Raw genomic sequence first — 16,272 nt, 5'->3', positions numbered from 1 at the left:
CGGCCCGATCAACGACCGTGAATTCCGATCGCCCATCCGTTGCCGCGCGCCTTACGCCGGTGCTGGATTGGCTGCGCGCGCAGGTGCCGGCCGGCGCAGACATCACCAGCGATACGCGCAAGCTCAAGACTGGCGATGTGTTTGTCGCCTACGTGCTGGGCAACGTGCGCCAGCATGGAGACGGGCGCCCGCATATTCCGCAGGCCATCGCGGCCGGCGCATCCGCCGTGCTGGCCGAAGCGCACGGCTACGCGATGCCGGCCGACGCACCGGTGCGCATCCTGCCGGTGGACGGCCTGGCTGAGCTGGCCGGGCCGCTGGCTGCGCAGTGGTATAGCGTGCCTGGGCCGGATGCGCTGCGCGTGATCGGCGTGACGGGCACCAACGGCAAGACGTCGTGCTCGCAGTGGATCGCGCAGGCGCTCACTAAACCGGGCGAGCGTTGCGCAGTGGTGGGTACGCTTGGCACCGGGTTTGTCGACGCGCTGGTGGCCACAGGCTTCACCACGCCGGATGCCATTCAACTGCAGCACAGCCTGGCCGACCTGCATCGTGCCGGCGCACGCGCCATCGCGATGGAAGTGTCCTCGCACGGCCTGGAGCAAGGCCGCGTGGACGGTACGCGTTTCGATATCGCGGTGTTCACGAACCTCACGCAGGATCACCTCGACTACCACGGCACCATGGCCGAGTATGAACTCGCCAAGGCACGCCTGTTCAACTGGCCTGACCTGCGCGCTGCCGTCATCAACCGCGACGACGCGGCCGGTGTGCGGTTGCTGAAAAACGCCCGCGCCGGCATCGAGACCTTCGAATACGGCATCGACGGCGATGCGGCCTCGCAGCACGGCGCCAAGCACTGGCTGCGCGCCACCAACGTGCGCGCACATCGCACCGGCACGACCTTCGATGTGGACGGTTCGTTTGGCCACGCGACGGTGCATGCGCCGACGGTCGGCCTGTTCAACGTCTCCAACCTGCTGGGTGTGCTGGGCGCCTTGCTGGCGGCCGGTGTGCCGTGGCAGGACGCTATCGCGCGCCTGGAAAAGCTCCAGCCGGTAAGCGGCCGCATGGAGCGCTTCGGCGGCGAAGACGGCCCGCTGGTGGTGGTCGACTACGCTCACACGCCTGACGCGCTGGAACAGACGCTGCGCGCACTCGCACCGATTACCGAGGCGCGCGGCGGCAAGCTGTGGGCCGTGTTCGGCTGCGGCGGCGATCGCGATCCGGGCAAGCGCCCGCAGATGGGGGCCATCGCCGAGCGGCTGGCGCAGCACGTGGTGCTGACCTCCGACAACCCGCGCAGCGAAGACCCGCAACACATCCTCGACGAGATCGCCGATGGCATGGACGATCCCTATGCCGCCACGCAGATCGAAGATCGCGCCGCGGCCATCCTGCACGCGGTGCGCCACGCCGATGCGCACGACGTGATCGTCGTGGCGGGCAAGGGGCATGAATCGACCCAGGAGATTGCGGGCCGCAAGCGTCCGTTCTCCGACCAGGAACATGTGCGCTTGGCACTGGCTGCACGCGGGGTGAACGCATGAGCGCCACCCGTAACGTGATGATGCAAGCCACGGATGCTGCCGCCTGGATGGCCGGCGCGCACCTCGTCGGCCCGGACGCGGCCATCCGTCGCGTGACGACCGACAGCCGTGCGGTCGAGCCCGGCGACCTGTTCGTCGCGTTGATCGGCGAGCGTTTCGACGCGCACGATTTTCTGCCGGATGTGATCGCGCGCGGCGCCGCCGCGGTACTGGTGTCGCGTGCGCTGCCTGACACGCTGGATGCGAGCAACGTCGCCGTGCTGACGGTGGCCGACACACGTATCGCGCTGGGGCAGCTTGCTGCCGGCTGGCGCCGCCAGTTCCCGATTCCGGTGGTGGCCGTCACGGGCAGTAACGGTAAAACGACGGTCAAGGAGATGATCTCCACGATCTTCGCGCAGGCCGTGGGCGAAGACGCCCGCCTTGCGACCGCTGGCAACTTCAACAACGACATTGGCTTGCCGCTCACGCTGTTCCGCCTGAACGCGCAGCACAAGCTGGCTGTGCTTGAGCTCGGCATGAACCATCCGGGCGAGACGGCTGTGCTGGCGGTCATTGCACAGCCGACCGTGGCGATGATCAACAACGCGCAGCGCGAGCACCAGGAGTTCATGGTCAGCGTGGAAGCGGTGGCGGAAGAACATGCCGCCGTGTTGGCCGCGTTGCCGGCCGATGGCGTGGCGGTGTTCCCGCGTGATGCGGCCAACGGTGGTGAATACGCTCCCGTGTGGCAAGCGGCAGCAGGATCGCGCCGCGTGCTCGATTTCGGTATCGAAGCGGGCGCGGTGACCGGTGTGGTGACCGACACCGCAGACGGTCAGCACATGGATGTGCAAGCGCCGGGTCAACACTTCGCCTTCACGCTGCCGCTGCTTGGCGTGCACAACGCGCGCAATGCGCTGGCCGCCACGGCATGTGCACTGGCAGCGGGCGTGGCACCGGACGTGATCGCGCAGGCGCTGAGCCACTTCGCGCCGGTCAAGGGCCGGCTGCAGCGCAAGCCGGGCGCCCGCGGCGGTCTCGTCATCGACGACACGTACAACGCGAATCCCGACTCCATGCGCGCCGCCATCGATGCGCTGGTCACACTGCCGGCACCGCGCTGGCTGGTGCTGGGTGACATGGGCGAGGTTGGTTCGCAAGGCCCGGCATTCCACGAAGAGATTGGCGCGTATGCGCGCGAGCACGGCATCGATGCCGTGCTGGCGACGGGCGAACTGGCGAAACACACGGTGGATGCGTTTGGCGCCGGTGCGCGGCATTTCGCATCCGCCGAAGCATTGATTGAACAAGGCGTGCCGGACATTGCGCCGGGCGCGACGGTATTGGTGAAGGGCTCGCGCTTCATGCGGATGGAACGCATTGTCGAAGCGCTGGTCTTGAAAGACCCGGCTGCAGCATCGCCGGCCGATTCCACCACGCAACAGAAGCATTAAGGGAAGCAAGAACCCATGTTATTGGCATTGGCGCAATGGCTGCAGAACGACTACGGCTTCCTGCGCGTCTTCAACTATCTGACGTTCCGGGCCGTGATGGCATCCCTCACGGCACTGGTGATCGGCCTTGGGTTCGGGCCGTGGGTGATCCGTCGCCTGACGGAAATGAAGGTTGGCCAGGCTGTGCGCAGCTATGGCCCGCAGACCCACCTGGTCAAGGCCGGCACGCCCACCATGGGTGGCGTGCTGGTGCTCATCGGCATTGCTGTGTCGACGCTGCTGTGGGCGGACTGGGGCAACCGCTTCATCTGGATCGTGCTGCTGGTCACCCTCGGCTACGGCGCCATCGGCTGGGTGGATGACTATCGCAAGGTCGTGCATCGTGACCCGAAAGGCATGTCCTCGCGCGAGAAGTTCTTCTGGCAGACCGTGATCGGCCTGTTTGCTGCCGCGTACCTGGCGTTCTCGGTATCCGAGACCAGCAACATGCGCGTGCTTGAACTCTTCCTGGATTGGGTGCGCAGCGGCTTCTCGCTGAACCTGCCAGCCAAGTCGCACCTGATCGTGCCGTTCTTCAAAGAGATCAGCTACCCGCTGGGCGTGTTCGGTTTCATCATCCTGACGTACCTCGTGATCGTCGGTTCCAGCAACGCGGTGAACCTGACCGACGGCCTTGATGGTCTCGTCATCATGCCGGTGGTACTGGTGGGCAGCGCGCTGGGCATCTTTGCCTATGTGATGGGTAGCGCCGTCTACAGCAAGTACCTGCTGTTCCCGCACATTCCGGGCGCGGGCGAACTGCTGATCTTCTGCTCGGCGATGGCCGGGGCGGGGCTTGCCTTCCTGTGGTTCAACGCACATCCGGCACAGGTGTTCATGGGTGACGTCGGCGCGCTGGCGCTGGGCGGCGCGCTCGGCACCATCGCGGTAATCGTGCGCCAGGAGATCGTTCTGTTCATCATGGGCGGCATCTTCGTGGTCGAGACGCTCTCGGTGATGCTGCAGGTGACTTGGTTCAAGTTCACCAAGAAGCGTTACGGCGAGGGCCGACGCCTCTTCCGCATGGCGCCGCTGCACCATCACTTTGAGCTCTCCGGCTGGAAGGAGACGCAGGTGGTCGTGCGCTTCTGGATCATCACCATGCTGCTGGTGCTGATTGGCCTGTCGACCCTGAAGCTGCGATGAGCACGGACATGACCGAACCCATCGCCCATCCCGACGACATGGAACCGACGCTGACGGAAGCGGCGGCTGAGTCCGTCGTGGGTGCGGACGTGGAAGCTGTGGCCGCCACGTTCGACTCTACTGAGTCGATGCCCGCCGCCGAGACCGTGCAGGAGCCGCGCATGTTCGGCGAGCAGGAATCGCCGTTTGTGCTGGTGCTCGGTCTGGGCGAATCCGGCCTGGCGATGGCGCGCTGGTGCGCACGCCACGGTGCACGCGTGCGCGTGGCTGACACGCGCGAGGCGCCCGCCAACCTGCCGACGCTGCGTGCGCATGTGCCGGATGCGGAATTCGTGAGCGGCCCGTTTGCCATGTCGCTGCTGGAAGGCGTGACGCTGGTGGCGATCAGCCCCGGCCTGTCGCCGCTGGACGCCAACGTCGCTGCGCTGCTGGCCGCCGCTAAAGAGCGCGCTGTGCCGGTGTGGGGCGAGATCGAACTGTTTGCTCGCGCACTCGCCGGCCTCAAGTCCGCGCAGGGCTACGCACCGCGAGTGCTAGCCATCACCGGTACCAACGGCAAGACGACCACCACCGCGCTCACCGGCGCTTTGGCTGAGCGCGCCGGCAAGACCGTTGGCGTGGCGGGCAATATCAGCCCGTCGGCGCTGGACAAGCTCACCGAGTGTGTTGACGCCGGCACGCTGCCGGACGTGTGGGTGCTGGAGCTTTCCAGCTTCCAGTTGGAAACCACGCATACGCTGGATGCCGACGCCGCCACCATCCTGAACATCACGCAGGATCACCTCGACTGGCACGGCACGATGGAAGCCTACGCGGCTGCCAAAGGCCGCATCTTCGGCGCCAGCACCGTGCGCGTGCTGAACCGTCAGGACGCCGGTGTGATGGCCTTCGCGAGCAAGGGCGGCGATGTGACGTTCGGCACGGACGAGCCGGCCACGCCTGACGCGCTCGGCCTGCTACGTGAAGGCGGTATGCCGTGGATCGTGCTGGCAGAAGCCGATGAGGATGATCTGCCGACAAAGCCGGTCCGCCGAAAGAAGGGCGATACCACGCCCGCCGCGCCGGTGCCGGTGCGTCTGAAACGCCTGATGCCCGCCGACGCGCTACGCATTCGCGGCTTGCACAACGCCACCAACGCGATGGCCGCGCTGGCACTGTGCCGCGCCATCGGCCTTCCGGTGAGCGCGCTGCTGCACGGTCTGCGCGACTATGCCGGCGAGCCGCACCGCGTCGAGCTGATCGCCGCGTTTGATGACATCGAATTCTTTGACGACAGCAAGGGCACCAACGTCGGCGCGACGGTGGCGGCGCTGTCGGGCCTGTCCAAGCATGTGGTGCTGATCGCTGGAGGCGAGGGCAAGGGCCAGGACTTTTCACCGCTGGCCGAGCCGGTCGCGCAATACGCGCGCGCCGTGGTGCTGATCGGGCGCGATGCACCGCTGATCCGCGAAGCGCTGGCCAATACCGGTGTCACGCTGGTTGACGCCCCGACGCTGGAAGCCGCCGTGTTGGAAGCCGCCGATCGCGCGCAACCGGGCGATGCCGTGCTGCTCTCGCCGGCGTGCGCGAGCTTCGATATGTTCCGTAACTACGAACATCGCGCGCAGGTCTTCCACGAAGCCGTGGTGGCACTCGCCGCCGACCGAGGAGTCCTCCTATGAGCGACACCCAGATCAAGCGCAGTGGCTTCATCGGCGCGACCATCGGCAACGCGTGGGGCGGCCTGCGCGATGCCGTCTCGGGCGTCAAGCCCACACGCTCCAAGATGATGGAGTACGACCAGCCGCTGATGTGGGTGGCGATCGTGCTGCTCGGCCTCGGCTTGGTGATGGTGTATTCGGCGTCGATCGCGCTGCCTGATTCGCCCAAGTACGCCAACTACAGCAACGGGCACTTCCTGACGCGCCACATCTTCTCCCTGGTGATTGGCGTGGTGGGTGCCGTCGTGGCCTTCCAGATTCCGGTCAAGTTTTGGGATAAGTACGCGCCCAAGCTGTTCATCATCGCGCTGGTGATGCTGATCGTGGTGCTGATCCCGCACGTGGGCAAGGGCGTGAACGGCGCGCGCCGCTGGCTGCCGTTGGGCGTCATGAACTTCCAGCCGTCGGAGTTGATGAAGCTGGCCGTGGTGCTGTACGCGGCCAATTACACCGTGCGCAAGCAGGACTGGATGCAGAGCGTGCGCAAGGGCTTCCTGCCGATGGGCGTGGCGGTGGCGTTTGTTGGGGCGCTGCTGCTGCTGGAGCCCGACATGGGCGCGTTCCTGGTCATCGCGGCCGTGGCGATGGGCATCCTGTTCCTGGGCGGCGTCAACGGCAAGCTGTTCGGCGGGCTGGTGCTGACGGCGGTATCGACGTTCTCGCTGCTGGTTCTGCTGTCGCCCTGGCGGCGTGAGCGGATCTTCGCGTACCTGAATCCGTGGCAAGAGGAATACGCACAGGGCAAGGCGTACCAGCTCACGCACTCGCTCATCGCCTTCGGCCGCGGTGAGTGGACCGGCGTTGGCCTGGGCGGCAGCATCGAAAAGCTGCACTACCTGCCAGAAGCCCATACCGACTTCATCCTCGCTGTGATCGGCGAGGAGCTTGGCTTCATCGGCGTGCTGATCGTGATCCTGCTGTTCTATTGGATGGTGCGCCGCGCGTTCGAGATCGGCCGCACTGCGCTGCAGCTCGACCGTACGTTCGCTGGCTTGGTCGCCAAGGGTCTGGGCATCTGGATCGGCTGGCAGGCCTTCATCAACATGGGTGTGAACCTTGGGTTGCTGCCGACCAAGGGCCTGACGCTGCCAATGGTCAGCTACGGTGGCTCGGGCATTTTGATGAACTGTGTGGCGATCGCGCTGCTGCTGCGTATCGACTATGAGAACCGCGTGCTGATGCGAGGGGGCAAGGTATGACGGCCAACGCGCCGCGCACCCTTCTCGTCATGGCCGGCGGTACCGGTGGCCACATCTTCCCCGCGCTGTCGGTGGCCAAGCTGCTGGCCGCGCGCGGCTGGAAGGTGGTCTGGCTCGGCAACGCGAATGGCATGGAAGGCCAACTCGTGCCCAAGCACGGTTTCCCGCTGGAGTCGGTGCAGTTTGGTGGTTTGCGCGGCAAGGGCCTCGTCACCAAGTTCCTGCTGCCGCTCAATCTGCTGCGGGCGTTCTGGCAAAGCCTGGGCGTGGTGCGTCGCGTGCGTCCGAACGTGGTGCTGGGCATGGGCGGCTATATCACCTTCCCTGGCGGCATGATGAGCGTGCTGCTCGGTCGCCCGCTGGTGCTGCACGAACAGAATTCGATTGCTGGTCTTGCCAACCGCGTGCTCGCGCGCGTGGCTGATCGCGTGCTGTGTGCATTCCCGAATGCGCTGGCCAGCGCCGAGTGGGTCGGTAACCCGATCCGCGCGGATCTGGCGACGCTGCCGTCGCCGCAAGCACGCTATGCCGAGCGCACCGGCCCGTTGCGCGTGCTGGTGGTGGGCGGCAGTCTGGGCGCCGCCGCGCTGAACGACGTGGTGCCCAAGGCGCTGGCGCTGTTGCCCGCCGATACGCGCCCGATCGTCATCCACCAGGCCGGTGCCAAGCAGATCGACACGCTGCGCGCCAACTACGCCGCCGCCGGCATTGATGACACGCACGCGCAGGCCGTGCCCTTCATCGACGACATGGCCGCAGCGTATGCGCATGCCGATCTGGTGATCTGCCGCGCAGGCGCAATGACTGTTTCTGAAGTGGCCGCGGCGGGTGTCGCGGCGTTGTTCGTGCCGTTCCCGCATGCGGTGGACGACCACCAGACCACCAACGCGCGCTTCCTGTCCGAACGCGGCGCGGCCTTGTTGGTGCCTCAGCCGGAACTGGGTCCGGCCTCGTTGGCAGATACACTCGCGTCCCTGACGCGTGCCCAATTAGCCGATATGGCGGCTAAAGCACGTGAACAGGCAAGGCCGGAAGCGGCCGAGCGTGTCGCCGACGTGTGTGTTGCGGTGGCACGGGCATAGGGAAGGAATCGACTGATGAAGCACATCGTTAAGAACATCCATTTCGTGGGCATCGGCGGCGCCGGCATGAGCGGCATCGCCGAGGTGCTGCTGAATCTGGGCTACCGCGTGACGGGCTCGGATTTGGGAACGAGCGCGGCGACGCAGCGTCTCGCTTCGCTGGGCGCGACCGTCATGCAGGGCCACGCGCCGGAACACGTGATCGGCGCCAATGCGGTGGTCGTGTCCACCGCCGTGCGCGGTGACAACCCGGAAGTGTTGGCCGCGCGCGCCAAGCGCATCCCCATCGTGCCGCGTGCGGTCATGCTGGCCGAGCTGATGCGCCTGAAGCAGGGCATCGCCATTGCCGGCACGCACGGCAAGACGACGACCACCAGCCTGGTCGCCTCTGTACTGGCCGAAGGCGGCCTGGACCCGACCTTCGTGATCGGTGGTCGCCTGAATTCCGCTGGCGCCAACGCGCGGCTGGGCACGGGCGACTTCATCGTCGCCGAGGCGGATGAGTCCGACGCATCGTTCCTCAACCTGTTCCCCGTGATCGAGGTCATCACCAATATCGATGCGGATCACATGGAGACCTACGGGCACGATTTCTCGCGCCTGAAGCAGGCGTTCATCGAGTTTACGCAGCGCTTGCCGTTCTACGGCATTGCCGTGCTGTGCGTGGATGACCCGAACGTGCGCGAGATCCTGCCGTTCGTCTCGAAGCCCGTCGTGCGCTACGGTTTTGCCGAAGATGCGCAGGTGCGCGCCGTCAATGCACGCGCCGTGGATGGCCGCATGGAGTTCACCGTCATCCGCCAGCTCAACGGCCATGCCGAGCCGCCGCTGTCGATCACGCTGAACCTGCCGGGCCTGCACAACGTGCAGAACGCGCTGGCCGCCATCGCCATCGCTACGGAACTGGAAGTGCCGGACGAGGCGATCGTCAAGGCGCTGGCCGAATTCAACGGCGTGGGCCGCCGCTTCCAGCGTTACGGCGAAGTGCCGACCGCCGACGGCAAGGGCCGCTTCACGCTCATCGACGACTACGGCCACCACCCGGTCGAGATGGCTGCCACGCTGGCTGCCGCACGCGGCGCGTTCCCGGATCGTCGCCTCGTGCTGTCGTTCCAGCCGCACCGCTACACGCGCACGCGCGATTGCTTTGAAGATTTCGTGAAGGTGCTCGGCACCGTCGACGCACTGCTGCTGGCCGAGGTGTACGCCGCCGGCGAACCGCCTATCGTGGCAGCCGACGGTCGTGCACTCACCCGCGCGCTGCGCGTGGCCAACAAGATCGAGCCGGTGTTCGTGGAACAGATTGAAGACATGCCACAAGCCATCCTGGATGTGGCGCAGGACAACGACGTGGTCATCACCATGGGTGCAGGGACGATCGGGCAAGTGCCGGGTCAGGTGGTTGCGCGGCAGGCTGAAGTGCGCACCTCGAATGTGGTTGATCTGAATGGAGGGGCGGCATGAGCAGTAAGCAGGGGCCCCACGTAGTGGGGATGCGCACGGCCGCGAATGACGCCGGCCCCCGACACTCGGGAGCAGTGATGACTCACGGCATTTCGGCGGGGGCAGCAGCATGAGCACCGGTCCGTTCGTTCCGCATCCGACGGTTGATCCGAAGTCCCTCGGCAAGGTCGGCGTGCTGCTGGGTGGCCGCTCGGCCGAGCGGGAGATTTCTCTGCTGTCGGGCAACGGCGTGCTGGCCGCGCTGCGTTCGCGCGGCGTGGATGCGCATCCGTTTGATCCGGGCCTGCAGCCGGTGGCCGAGCTTGCCACGCAGGGTTTTGACCGCGTGGTGATTTCGCTGCATGGCCGCTTTGGTGAAGACGGCACGATCCAGGGGCTGCTCGAGCAGTTCGGCATTCCCTATACCGGCAGTGGCGTACTCGCGTCTGCGCTGGCGATGGACAAGGAAGCCACCAAGCGCCAATGGCAGACCCATGGCCTGCCCACGCCCGACTTCGTCATGCTCAAGGCCGACACCGACTGGCAAGCCGTGGCCGACCGCCTGGGCCTGCCGTTAATCGTCAAGCCGGCGCGCGAAGGGTCGTCGATCGGCCTGACCAAGGTCACGAGCGCTGCCGAACTACCCGCCGCCTACGAAAAGGCCGCGCGCCTGGACCGTGACGTGATGGCCGAGCAGTTCATCGACGGCGACGAGCTGACCTGCCCCGTGATCGGCGAAGGCGAGAGCGCGACCGCGCTGCCGCTCATCCGCATCGTCGCGCCGCAGGCCAACTACGACTACCAGAACAAGTACTTCACCGACGACACGCGCTACGAGTGCCCGGCACCGATTCCGGCTGACGTGGCCGCCAAGGTGCAGTCGCTGGTCGTGCAGGCGTACCGCGGGCTGGGCTGCCGCGGCTGGGGCCGCGCCGACATCATGTTGCGCAAGGCTGATAACGCGCCGTTCCTGCTGGAGATGAACACGTCGCCGGGCATGACCGGCCATTCGCTGGTGCCAATGGGCGCGCGCGCTGCGGGCATCAGCTACGAAGATTTCGTGTTGCAACTGGCGGCCAGCGCGTCGCTGGAGCTGCACGCAAGCACCGATTGGAAACCTGAGTAAGCCGAACCGGCCAGCACAACGTTATGTGGCACAACACCCGTCTCCTCAACGCCGTCGCGAGTGCGCTGTATGCGCTGCTCGCGCTCGGCGGTTTGGGCGTGGGGGCGGTCTGGCTGATGCAGCGTCCGATGTTCCAGTTGCAGCAGGTGCGCGTGATGCCGATGGCGGGTAGCGAAATGCGCCACGTCAACGCGCCGAGCCTGCGCGCCAACGCGTTGGTCAAGCTGCGCGGCAACTTCTTCACGCTGAACCTGGACGACGCGCGTCAGGCCTTCGAATCGGTGCCCTGGGTGCGCCACGCCAGCGTGCGCCGCGTGTGGCCCAACGGGCTGCTGGTGGAAGTGCAGGAGCACGAAGCGCTGGGCACGTGGGGCGGCAACGACTCTGGCAAGCTGGTCAACACCTACGGCGAGGTCTTCGTTGCCAACCTGGCCGAGGCGGAAGACGACGCTGATCTGGTGGCGCTGGCCGGCCCCGACGGTACCGAGCAGGAAGTGGTCGACAAGCTGGAAACCATGACCGAGTGGTTCAAGCCGATGAACACCGAGCCCGTGAGCGTGACGCTCACCGACCGCTACGCCTGGCGCGCGCGGTTGTCCAACGGCACGGTCGTCGAGTTTGGCCGCGAGTTGAATGATGACGATCGCACCGCGCTGGCCGCGCGTGCCCGCCGCTTTGTGCGTGCGTGGCCGCAGGTCACGCAGCGCTGGGGCGGTCAGATTGAATACGCCGATCTGCGTTACCCCAACGGGTTCGCGGTTCGGGCGGCGGGTGTGCGCTTCCTGACCGATGCGCAGGCTGCGGTGCTGGCCAAGGGGGGCAAGTTGCCCGGCACCACGAATGGCACCAACAGTGCCGCAAAGCCGAAAGCCACGCTGGGGGGTAAGCCGGTGGCCAACAACAAAGCAACGCGAAGCACAGAGAAAACGCGATGAGCAAGGAATACAAGGATCTTCTGGTCGGGCTGGATATCGGCACCTCCAAGGTAGTGGCGGTGGTGGCCGAGCTGCGCCCCGACGGCGCCTACGAGGTCATCGGCATGGGCCAGACCGAATCGAAGGGGCTGAAGAAGGGCGTGGTCGTCAACATCGAGGCCACCGTCCAGTCGATCCAGAAAGCGCTCGAAGAAGCGGAGCTGATGGCTGACTGCAAGATCGGCGAGGTGTTCACGGGCATCGCCGGCAGCCATATCCGCAGCTTCAATTCGAGCGGCATGGTGGCGATCAAGGACAAGGAAGTTACCTCCACCGATGTGGCGCGCGTGATCGAGACCGCCAAGGCCGTCAACATCCCGACCGATCAGCAGATCCTGCACATCCTCACGCAGGAATTCATCATCGACGGCCAGGAAGATGTGCGCGAGCCGATCGGCATGAGCGGCATCCGCCTCGAGGTGAAGGTGCACATCGTGACGGGCGCGGTGAGCGCGGCGCAGAACATCGTCAAGTGCGTGCGCCGCTGCGGGCTGGAAGTGCACGATCTGATTCTGCAGCCGCTGGCATCGAGCTTGGCCGTGCTGACCGAAGACGAAAAGGAGCTCGGTGTGGTGCTGGTCGACATCGGCAGCGGCACGACCGACATCGCCATCTTCAGCGAAGGCGCGATCCGCCATACGGCTGTGATCCCCATCGCCGGTGACCAGATCACCAACGACGTCGCCATGGCCCTGCGCACGCCGACACCGGACGCCGAGGACATCAAGGTCCAGTACGGCATCGCCAAGCAGGTGCTGGCCGATCCGGACGAGATGATCGACGTGCCGGGCGTGGGCGACCGCGGCCCGCGCACGCTCTCGCGCCAGGCGTTGGCCGCCGTGATCGAGCCGCGCGTGGAAGAGCTGTTCTCGCTCGTGCACCAAGTGGTGCGTGAATCCGGTTACGAGGAATTGCTCTCCAGCGGCGTGGTCCTCACCGGTGGCACCGCAATGATGCCCGGCATGGTTGAGCTTGGCGAAGACATGTTCTTGAAGCCCGTGCGCGTAGGTGTGCCCGAGTACCGCGGCAACCTGCACGAGGTGGTGAAGAGCCCGCGTTACGCCACGGTGATGGGCCTGCTGCAGGAAGGCCGTGTGCAGCGCATGCGCGGGCGCAAGGTGGTTGTGCAGTCGGGATCGGCCAAGCAGATCTGGACGCGCATGAAGGAATGGTTCATCGGCAATTTCTAAGCACGCGTGTGCTGAGGATTGGCGATGTGCTCCCCGATGTGTCCACAAACGGGAGCAAGTTGAGTTTCTTGTTTTGATGTTTTTTGTTCAGGAACCAGGGGTTGCGGCGGGGAGGCTGCATCGTCTGGGACTGATCACTTCTGGAGGCAACGATGGACTTCGACATGATTGAAACGGAAATGCAGGACGGCACCATCATCAAGGTGGTCGGCGTCGGCGGCGCGGGCGGTAACGCCGTGCAGCACATGATCAGCCGCGGCGTGCAAGGCGTGGAATTCATCTGCATGAACACCGATGCGCAGGCGCTCAAGCGCTCGACCGCATCGCGCGTGCTGCAACTGGGCAGCACGGGCCTGGGCGCGGGTGCCAAGCCAGAAGTCGGCAAGCACTGCGCAGATGAAGCACGTGAACAGATCGCCGATGCACTGCGCGGCGCGCACATGGTCTTCATCACCGCCGGCATGGGCGGCGGCACGGGCACGGGCGCGGCCCCGGTGGTCGCACAGATCGCCAAGGAAATGGGCATCCTGACGGTGGGCGTGGTCTCCAAGCCGTTCGACTTTGAGGGCGCACGCCGCTCGAAGGTGGGCGAGCATGGTGCCAACGAACTCGAAGGCAACGTTGATTCGCTGATCGTCGTGCTTAACGAGAAGCTCTTCGAAGTCATGGGCGACGACGCCGAGATGGACAAGTGCTTCCAGTGCGCCGACGACGTGCTGCACAACGCTGTGGCCGGCATTGCAGAAATCATCAACGTCGACGGTCTGGTGAACGTCGACTTTGAAGACGTGAAGACCGTGATGGGCGAACAAGGCAAGGCGATGATGGGCACGGCCACCGTGTCCGGCGTCGACCGTGCACGCCTGGCCGCCGAGCAAGCTGTGGCAAGCCCGCTGCTGGAAGGCGTGGACCTGTCGGGCGCGCGCGGCGTGCTGGTCAACATCACGGCCAGCCGCTCGCTGAAGCTGTCCGAGACCAAGGAAGTGATGAACACCATCCGCAGCTATGCCGCGGAAGATGCCACCGTCATCTTCGGTACGGTCTACGACGACGCCATGGGCGATGCGCTGCGCGTGACCGTGGTCGCGACCGGCCTGGGCCGCGCTGCCCGTAACAAGCAGCAACAGCAGCAGACGATGACGTTGCTCAAGACCGGTACCGATAACCAGCCGGTGGCCTTTGGCGGTGGCGCCATGGGTCATTCGGTGGCGGCCGCGCCGGACTACAGCAACTTCGACACCCCCGCCGTGTGGCGCAGCTCGCGTGAGTCGGCGTCGGCTCACGTGGCAGCACTGCAGGAAAAGGGCGTCGACACGTACGACATTCCGGCATTCCTGCGCAAGCAGGCGGACTGAGTCAGGCAAAGCGCCCGCGCACGTCCGGCTGCCGGTGGCACCCCACGCCGCGTGCGGCTCACGGCTCCCCTCCCGTGACCGCCGTTGTGTGATGGTCTGCCGCTGAACAGTCGACAGCGCGTGACAGCAGTAGACGAATAGGACACAGTCGTTGCCGCCGGGTGGGCTGGCCTCTGGCCGCCTCCCCGGAAGGGTTCAGCCCGCCCGGCGGGTGTGCCCGTTCGTCGTGTCGCGTGTGGTGCAATGTTCCTGATGTGGTTGTCTCCCAAGACCGCCCGCGTGATCTCCTCACGCGGGCGGTCTCGTTCTATGATCGCGGTATCAGTGCGCAACGATTCATCACCATCATGATCCAGCCTGGTCAACCGCTTCCCGATGCGACGGTCTACGAGTTCTTCCAAGTGGAGAAGGATGGCTGCGCGCTCGGACCCAACGCCTTCTCGGTGGAACATCTGGCCGAAGGCAAGACGATCGTCATCTTTGGTTTGCCCGGCGCCTTTACGCCGACCTGCTCGGCGCGCCATGTGCCGGGCTATGTGGCGAACTATGACGGGCTGCGTGCGAAGGGTGTCGACGAGATCTGGTGCGTGTCCGTCAACGACGCGTTCGTGATGGGCGCATGGGCGCAAGCGCAAGGCACCGACGGCAAGATCCGCATGCTGGCCGATGGCAGCGCGGAGTTCACCCGCAAGCTCGGCCTGGACCAGGATCTCTCCAAGCGCGGCATGGGTGTACGCTCGCAGCGCTACGCGATGGTCGTGAAAAACGGTGTGGTAACAGCGCTACAAGTGGAGGCGCCGGGGCAGTTTGCTGTCAGCGACGCGGAATCGATCTTGGCGATACTCTGACGCCACGCCAAAACCCACCAAATGGCGGAGCCCAGCCCGCCAGGCTCGCCGCCACAAGACGGATGGGGCATCTGCGGAGCGTTCGCGCGCGTTAAGGTTGAGCAGAATGCGGAGGCCCCTAACATCCCGATACAAAAGTCGTTTTGAAGGCAGGGGTGTGAAAATGGTATGCTTAGGGTTATCACCTATGCAGACTGCATAGATAAAAACAATCGTACAGAATTCGTGAGTTGAGGGCGGCCATGTTGAAACAACGCACCATCAAGTCCGTCGTCAAGACCGTCGGCATCGGGTTGCACTCGGGCCGCAAGGTGACGTTGACGTTGCGCCCGGCAGCCGCAGGCACCGGCATCGTGTTCACGCGTGTCGACCTCGACCCGGCGGTTGAGATTCCCGCCAGCGCCAGCGCCATTGGCGACACCCGCCTGGCTTCCGTGCTGCAGAAGGACGGCACTCGCGTGTCGACCGTCGAGCACCTGATGTCGGCGTGTGCCGGCCTGGGCATCGACAACCTGTACATCGACGTCGATGAGGAAGAGATTCCCATCATGGACGGCAGCGCGGCCTCGTTTGTATTCCTGCTGCAATCGGCAGGCATCGAAGAGCAGGGCGCTGCCAAGCGCTTCATCCGCGTGACCAAGCCGGTGGAAATCCGTGAGGGCGACAAGCTCGCCCGCCTCGATCCGTATTTCGGTTTCAAGCTCGCATTCACGATCGAGTTTCGCCATCCGGCCATCGACAAGACCGGCCGGACTTTCGAAATCGACTTTGCCGATACCAGCTACACGCGCGAGATCGCCCGTGCGCGTACCTTCGGGTTTGCGCATGAGTTCGAGATGCTGCGCGAAGTGGGCCTGGCGCGCGGCGGCAGTCTCGACAACGCCATCGTGCTCGACGAGCACCGCATGCTGAACAACGATGAACTGCGCTACGGCGATGAGTTCGTCCGCCACAAGATTCTCGACGCCATTGGGGATTTGTACGTGGTGGGCCATCCGCTGATTGCTGCCTACACGGCGCACAAGTCGGGCCACGGCCTGAACAACGCGCTGCTGCGCGCGCTGCTGGCAGATGAAACAGCCTACGAGGTCGTCACGTTCGACAAGGTGGAAGAAGCGCCGCGCGCCTTCCTGCCGCAGTTGCAACCAGCGTTTTCCTGATCGGTTGCTGCGATTGCAAGCATG

13 protein-coding genes are annotated in these 16,272 nt (G+C 65.3%); all 13 read left to right on the top strand.

The window, feature by feature from the left end; translation table 11 throughout:
- Nucleotides 1–17 precede the first annotated feature (17 nt).
- The 13 genes from F7R11_RS16635 to lpxC all read left to right on the top strand — a co-directional run bounded on the left by F7R11_RS16635 (nucleotide 18) and on the right by lpxC (nucleotide 16,248).
- Complete coding sequence (locus F7R11_RS16635) at nucleotides 18–1,550, top strand: UDP-N-acetylmuramoyl-L-alanyl-D-glutamate--2,6-diaminopimelate ligase (RefSeq protein ID WP_390624426.1); 1,533 nt, start codon at nucleotides 18–20, stop codon at nucleotides 1,548–1,550.
- Nucleotides 1,547–2,986, top strand: coding sequence for a UDP-N-acetylmuramoyl-tripeptide--D-alanyl-D-alanine ligase (locus tag F7R11_RS16630; RefSeq protein WP_064805262.1), 1,440 nt, complete (start codon nucleotides 1,547–1,549; stop codon nucleotides 2,984–2,986). Before F7R11_RS16635 ends, F7R11_RS16630 begins: the two co-directional genes overlap by 4 nt.
- A gap of 15 nt (nucleotides 2,987–3,001) precedes the next feature.
- A complete protein-coding gene (gene mraY / locus F7R11_RS16625) occupies nucleotides 3,002–4,171 on the top strand; it encodes a phospho-N-acetylmuramoyl-pentapeptide-transferase (RefSeq protein WP_021196106.1) in 1,170 nt (389 codons plus the stop codon).
- Between the two features lie 161 nt (nucleotides 4,172–4,332).
- The gene (gene murD / locus F7R11_RS16620; RefSeq protein WP_197495045.1) at nucleotides 4,333–5,832 is read left to right on the top strand and encodes a UDP-N-acetylmuramoyl-L-alanine--D-glutamate ligase; all 1,500 of its coding nucleotides are present in this window, start codon (nucleotides 4,333–4,335) and stop codon (nucleotides 5,830–5,832) included.
- Nucleotides 5,829–7,070 carry a putative lipid II flippase FtsW gene (gene ftsW, locus F7R11_RS16615; RefSeq protein ID WP_021196104.1) on the top strand — a complete coding sequence of 414 codons (1,242 nt, stop codon included), beginning with the start codon at nucleotides 5,829–5,831 and terminating at the stop codon, nucleotides 7,068–7,070. The genes murD and ftsW overlap by 4 nt, the downstream gene beginning before the upstream one ends.
- Nucleotides 7,067–8,152, top strand: a complete 1,086-nt coding sequence (gene murG / locus F7R11_RS16610) for an undecaprenyldiphospho-muramoylpentapeptide beta-N-acetylglucosaminyltransferase (RefSeq protein ID WP_064805260.1) — start codon at nucleotides 7,067–7,069, stop codon at nucleotides 8,150–8,152. The genes ftsW and murG overlap by 4 nt, the downstream gene beginning before the upstream one ends.
- Before the next feature lie 15 nt (nucleotides 8,153–8,167).
- Entirely contained in the window at nucleotides 8,168–9,616 is a 1,449-nt protein-coding gene (gene murC / locus F7R11_RS16605) for a UDP-N-acetylmuramate--L-alanine ligase (RefSeq protein WP_064805258.1), read from the top strand.
- Between the two features lie 109 nt (nucleotides 9,617–9,725).
- Nucleotides 9,726–10,721 carry a D-alanine--D-alanine ligase gene (locus F7R11_RS16600; RefSeq protein WP_064805256.1) on the top strand — a complete coding sequence of 332 codons (996 nt, stop codon included), beginning with the start codon at nucleotides 9,726–9,728 and terminating at the stop codon, nucleotides 10,719–10,721.
- A gap of 23 nt (nucleotides 10,722–10,744) precedes the next feature.
- Nucleotides 10,745–11,656, top strand: coding sequence for a cell division protein FtsQ/DivIB (locus tag F7R11_RS16595; protein ID WP_021196100.1), 912 nt, complete (start codon nucleotides 10,745–10,747; stop codon nucleotides 11,654–11,656).
- The gene (gene ftsA / locus F7R11_RS16590; RefSeq protein WP_021196099.1) at nucleotides 11,653–12,885 is read left to right on the top strand and encodes a cell division protein FtsA; all 1,233 of its coding nucleotides are present in this window, start codon (nucleotides 11,653–11,655) and stop codon (nucleotides 12,883–12,885) included. The genes F7R11_RS16595 and ftsA overlap by 4 nt, the downstream gene beginning before the upstream one ends.
- Before the next feature lie 152 nt (nucleotides 12,886–13,037).
- On the top strand, nucleotides 13,038–14,240 hold the full coding sequence (ftsZ, locus tag F7R11_RS16585) for a cell division protein FtsZ (RefSeq protein WP_064805254.1): 1,203 nt from the start codon (nucleotides 13,038–13,040) through the stop codon (nucleotides 14,238–14,240).
- Between the two features lie 347 nt (nucleotides 14,241–14,587).
- Nucleotides 14,588–15,088 (top strand): peroxiredoxin, encoded by a 501-nt coding sequence (locus tag F7R11_RS16580; protein ID WP_064806444.1) that lies wholly within the window; start codon nucleotides 14,588–14,590, stop codon nucleotides 15,086–15,088.
- Between the two features lie 242 nt (nucleotides 15,089–15,330).
- The gene (lpxC, locus tag F7R11_RS16575) at nucleotides 15,331–16,248 is read left to right on the top strand and encodes a UDP-3-O-acyl-N-acetylglucosamine deacetylase (protein WP_064805252.1); all 918 of its coding nucleotides are present in this window, start codon (nucleotides 15,331–15,333) and stop codon (nucleotides 16,246–16,248) included.
- Nucleotides 16,249–16,272: the final 24 nt, after the last annotated feature.

The sequence above is a fragment of the Ralstonia insidiosa genome, from assembly GCF_008801405.1.
Lineage (GTDB): Bacteria > Pseudomonadota > Gammaproteobacteria > Burkholderiales > Burkholderiaceae > Ralstonia > Ralstonia insidiosa.
This window is presented reverse-complemented; position numbering and strand designations above follow the sequence as displayed.

Bases quoted from the DNA above. Each gene is read 5' to 3' on its own strand.
- F7R11_RS16630 (WP_064805262.1), top strand. From the start codon at position 1,547: ATGAGCGCCACCCGTAACGTGATGATGCAAGCCACGGATGCTGCCGCC.
- mraY (WP_021196106.1), top strand. From the start codon at position 3,002: ATGTTATTGGCATTGGCGCAATGGCTGCAGAACGACTACGGCTTCCTG.
- murD (WP_197495045.1), top strand. From the start codon at position 4,333: ATGTTCGGCGAGCAGGAATCGCCGTTTGTGCTGGTGCTCGGTCTGGGC.
- ftsW (WP_021196104.1), top strand. From the start codon at position 5,829: ATGAGCGACACCCAGATCAAGCGCAGTGGCTTCATCGGCGCGACCATC.
- murG (WP_064805260.1), top strand. From the start codon at position 7,067: ATGACGGCCAACGCGCCGCGCACCCTTCTCGTCATGGCCGGCGGTACC.
- murC (WP_064805258.1), top strand. From the start codon at position 8,168: ATGAAGCACATCGTTAAGAACATCCATTTCGTGGGCATCGGCGGCGCC.
- F7R11_RS16600 (WP_064805256.1), top strand. From the start codon at position 9,726: ATGAGCACCGGTCCGTTCGTTCCGCATCCGACGGTTGATCCGAAGTCC.
- F7R11_RS16595 (WP_021196100.1), top strand. From the start codon at position 10,745: ATGTGGCACAACACCCGTCTCCTCAACGCCGTCGCGAGTGCGCTGTAT.
- ftsA (WP_021196099.1), top strand. From the start codon at position 11,653: ATGAGCAAGGAATACAAGGATCTTCTGGTCGGGCTGGATATCGGCACC.
- ftsZ (WP_064805254.1), top strand. From the start codon at position 13,038: ATGGACTTCGACATGATTGAAACGGAAATGCAGGACGGCACCATCATC.
- F7R11_RS16580 (WP_064806444.1), top strand. From the start codon at position 14,588: ATGATCCAGCCTGGTCAACCGCTTCCCGATGCGACGGTCTACGAGTTC.
- lpxC (WP_064805252.1), top strand. From the start codon at position 15,331: ATGTTGAAACAACGCACCATCAAGTCCGTCGTCAAGACCGTCGGCATC.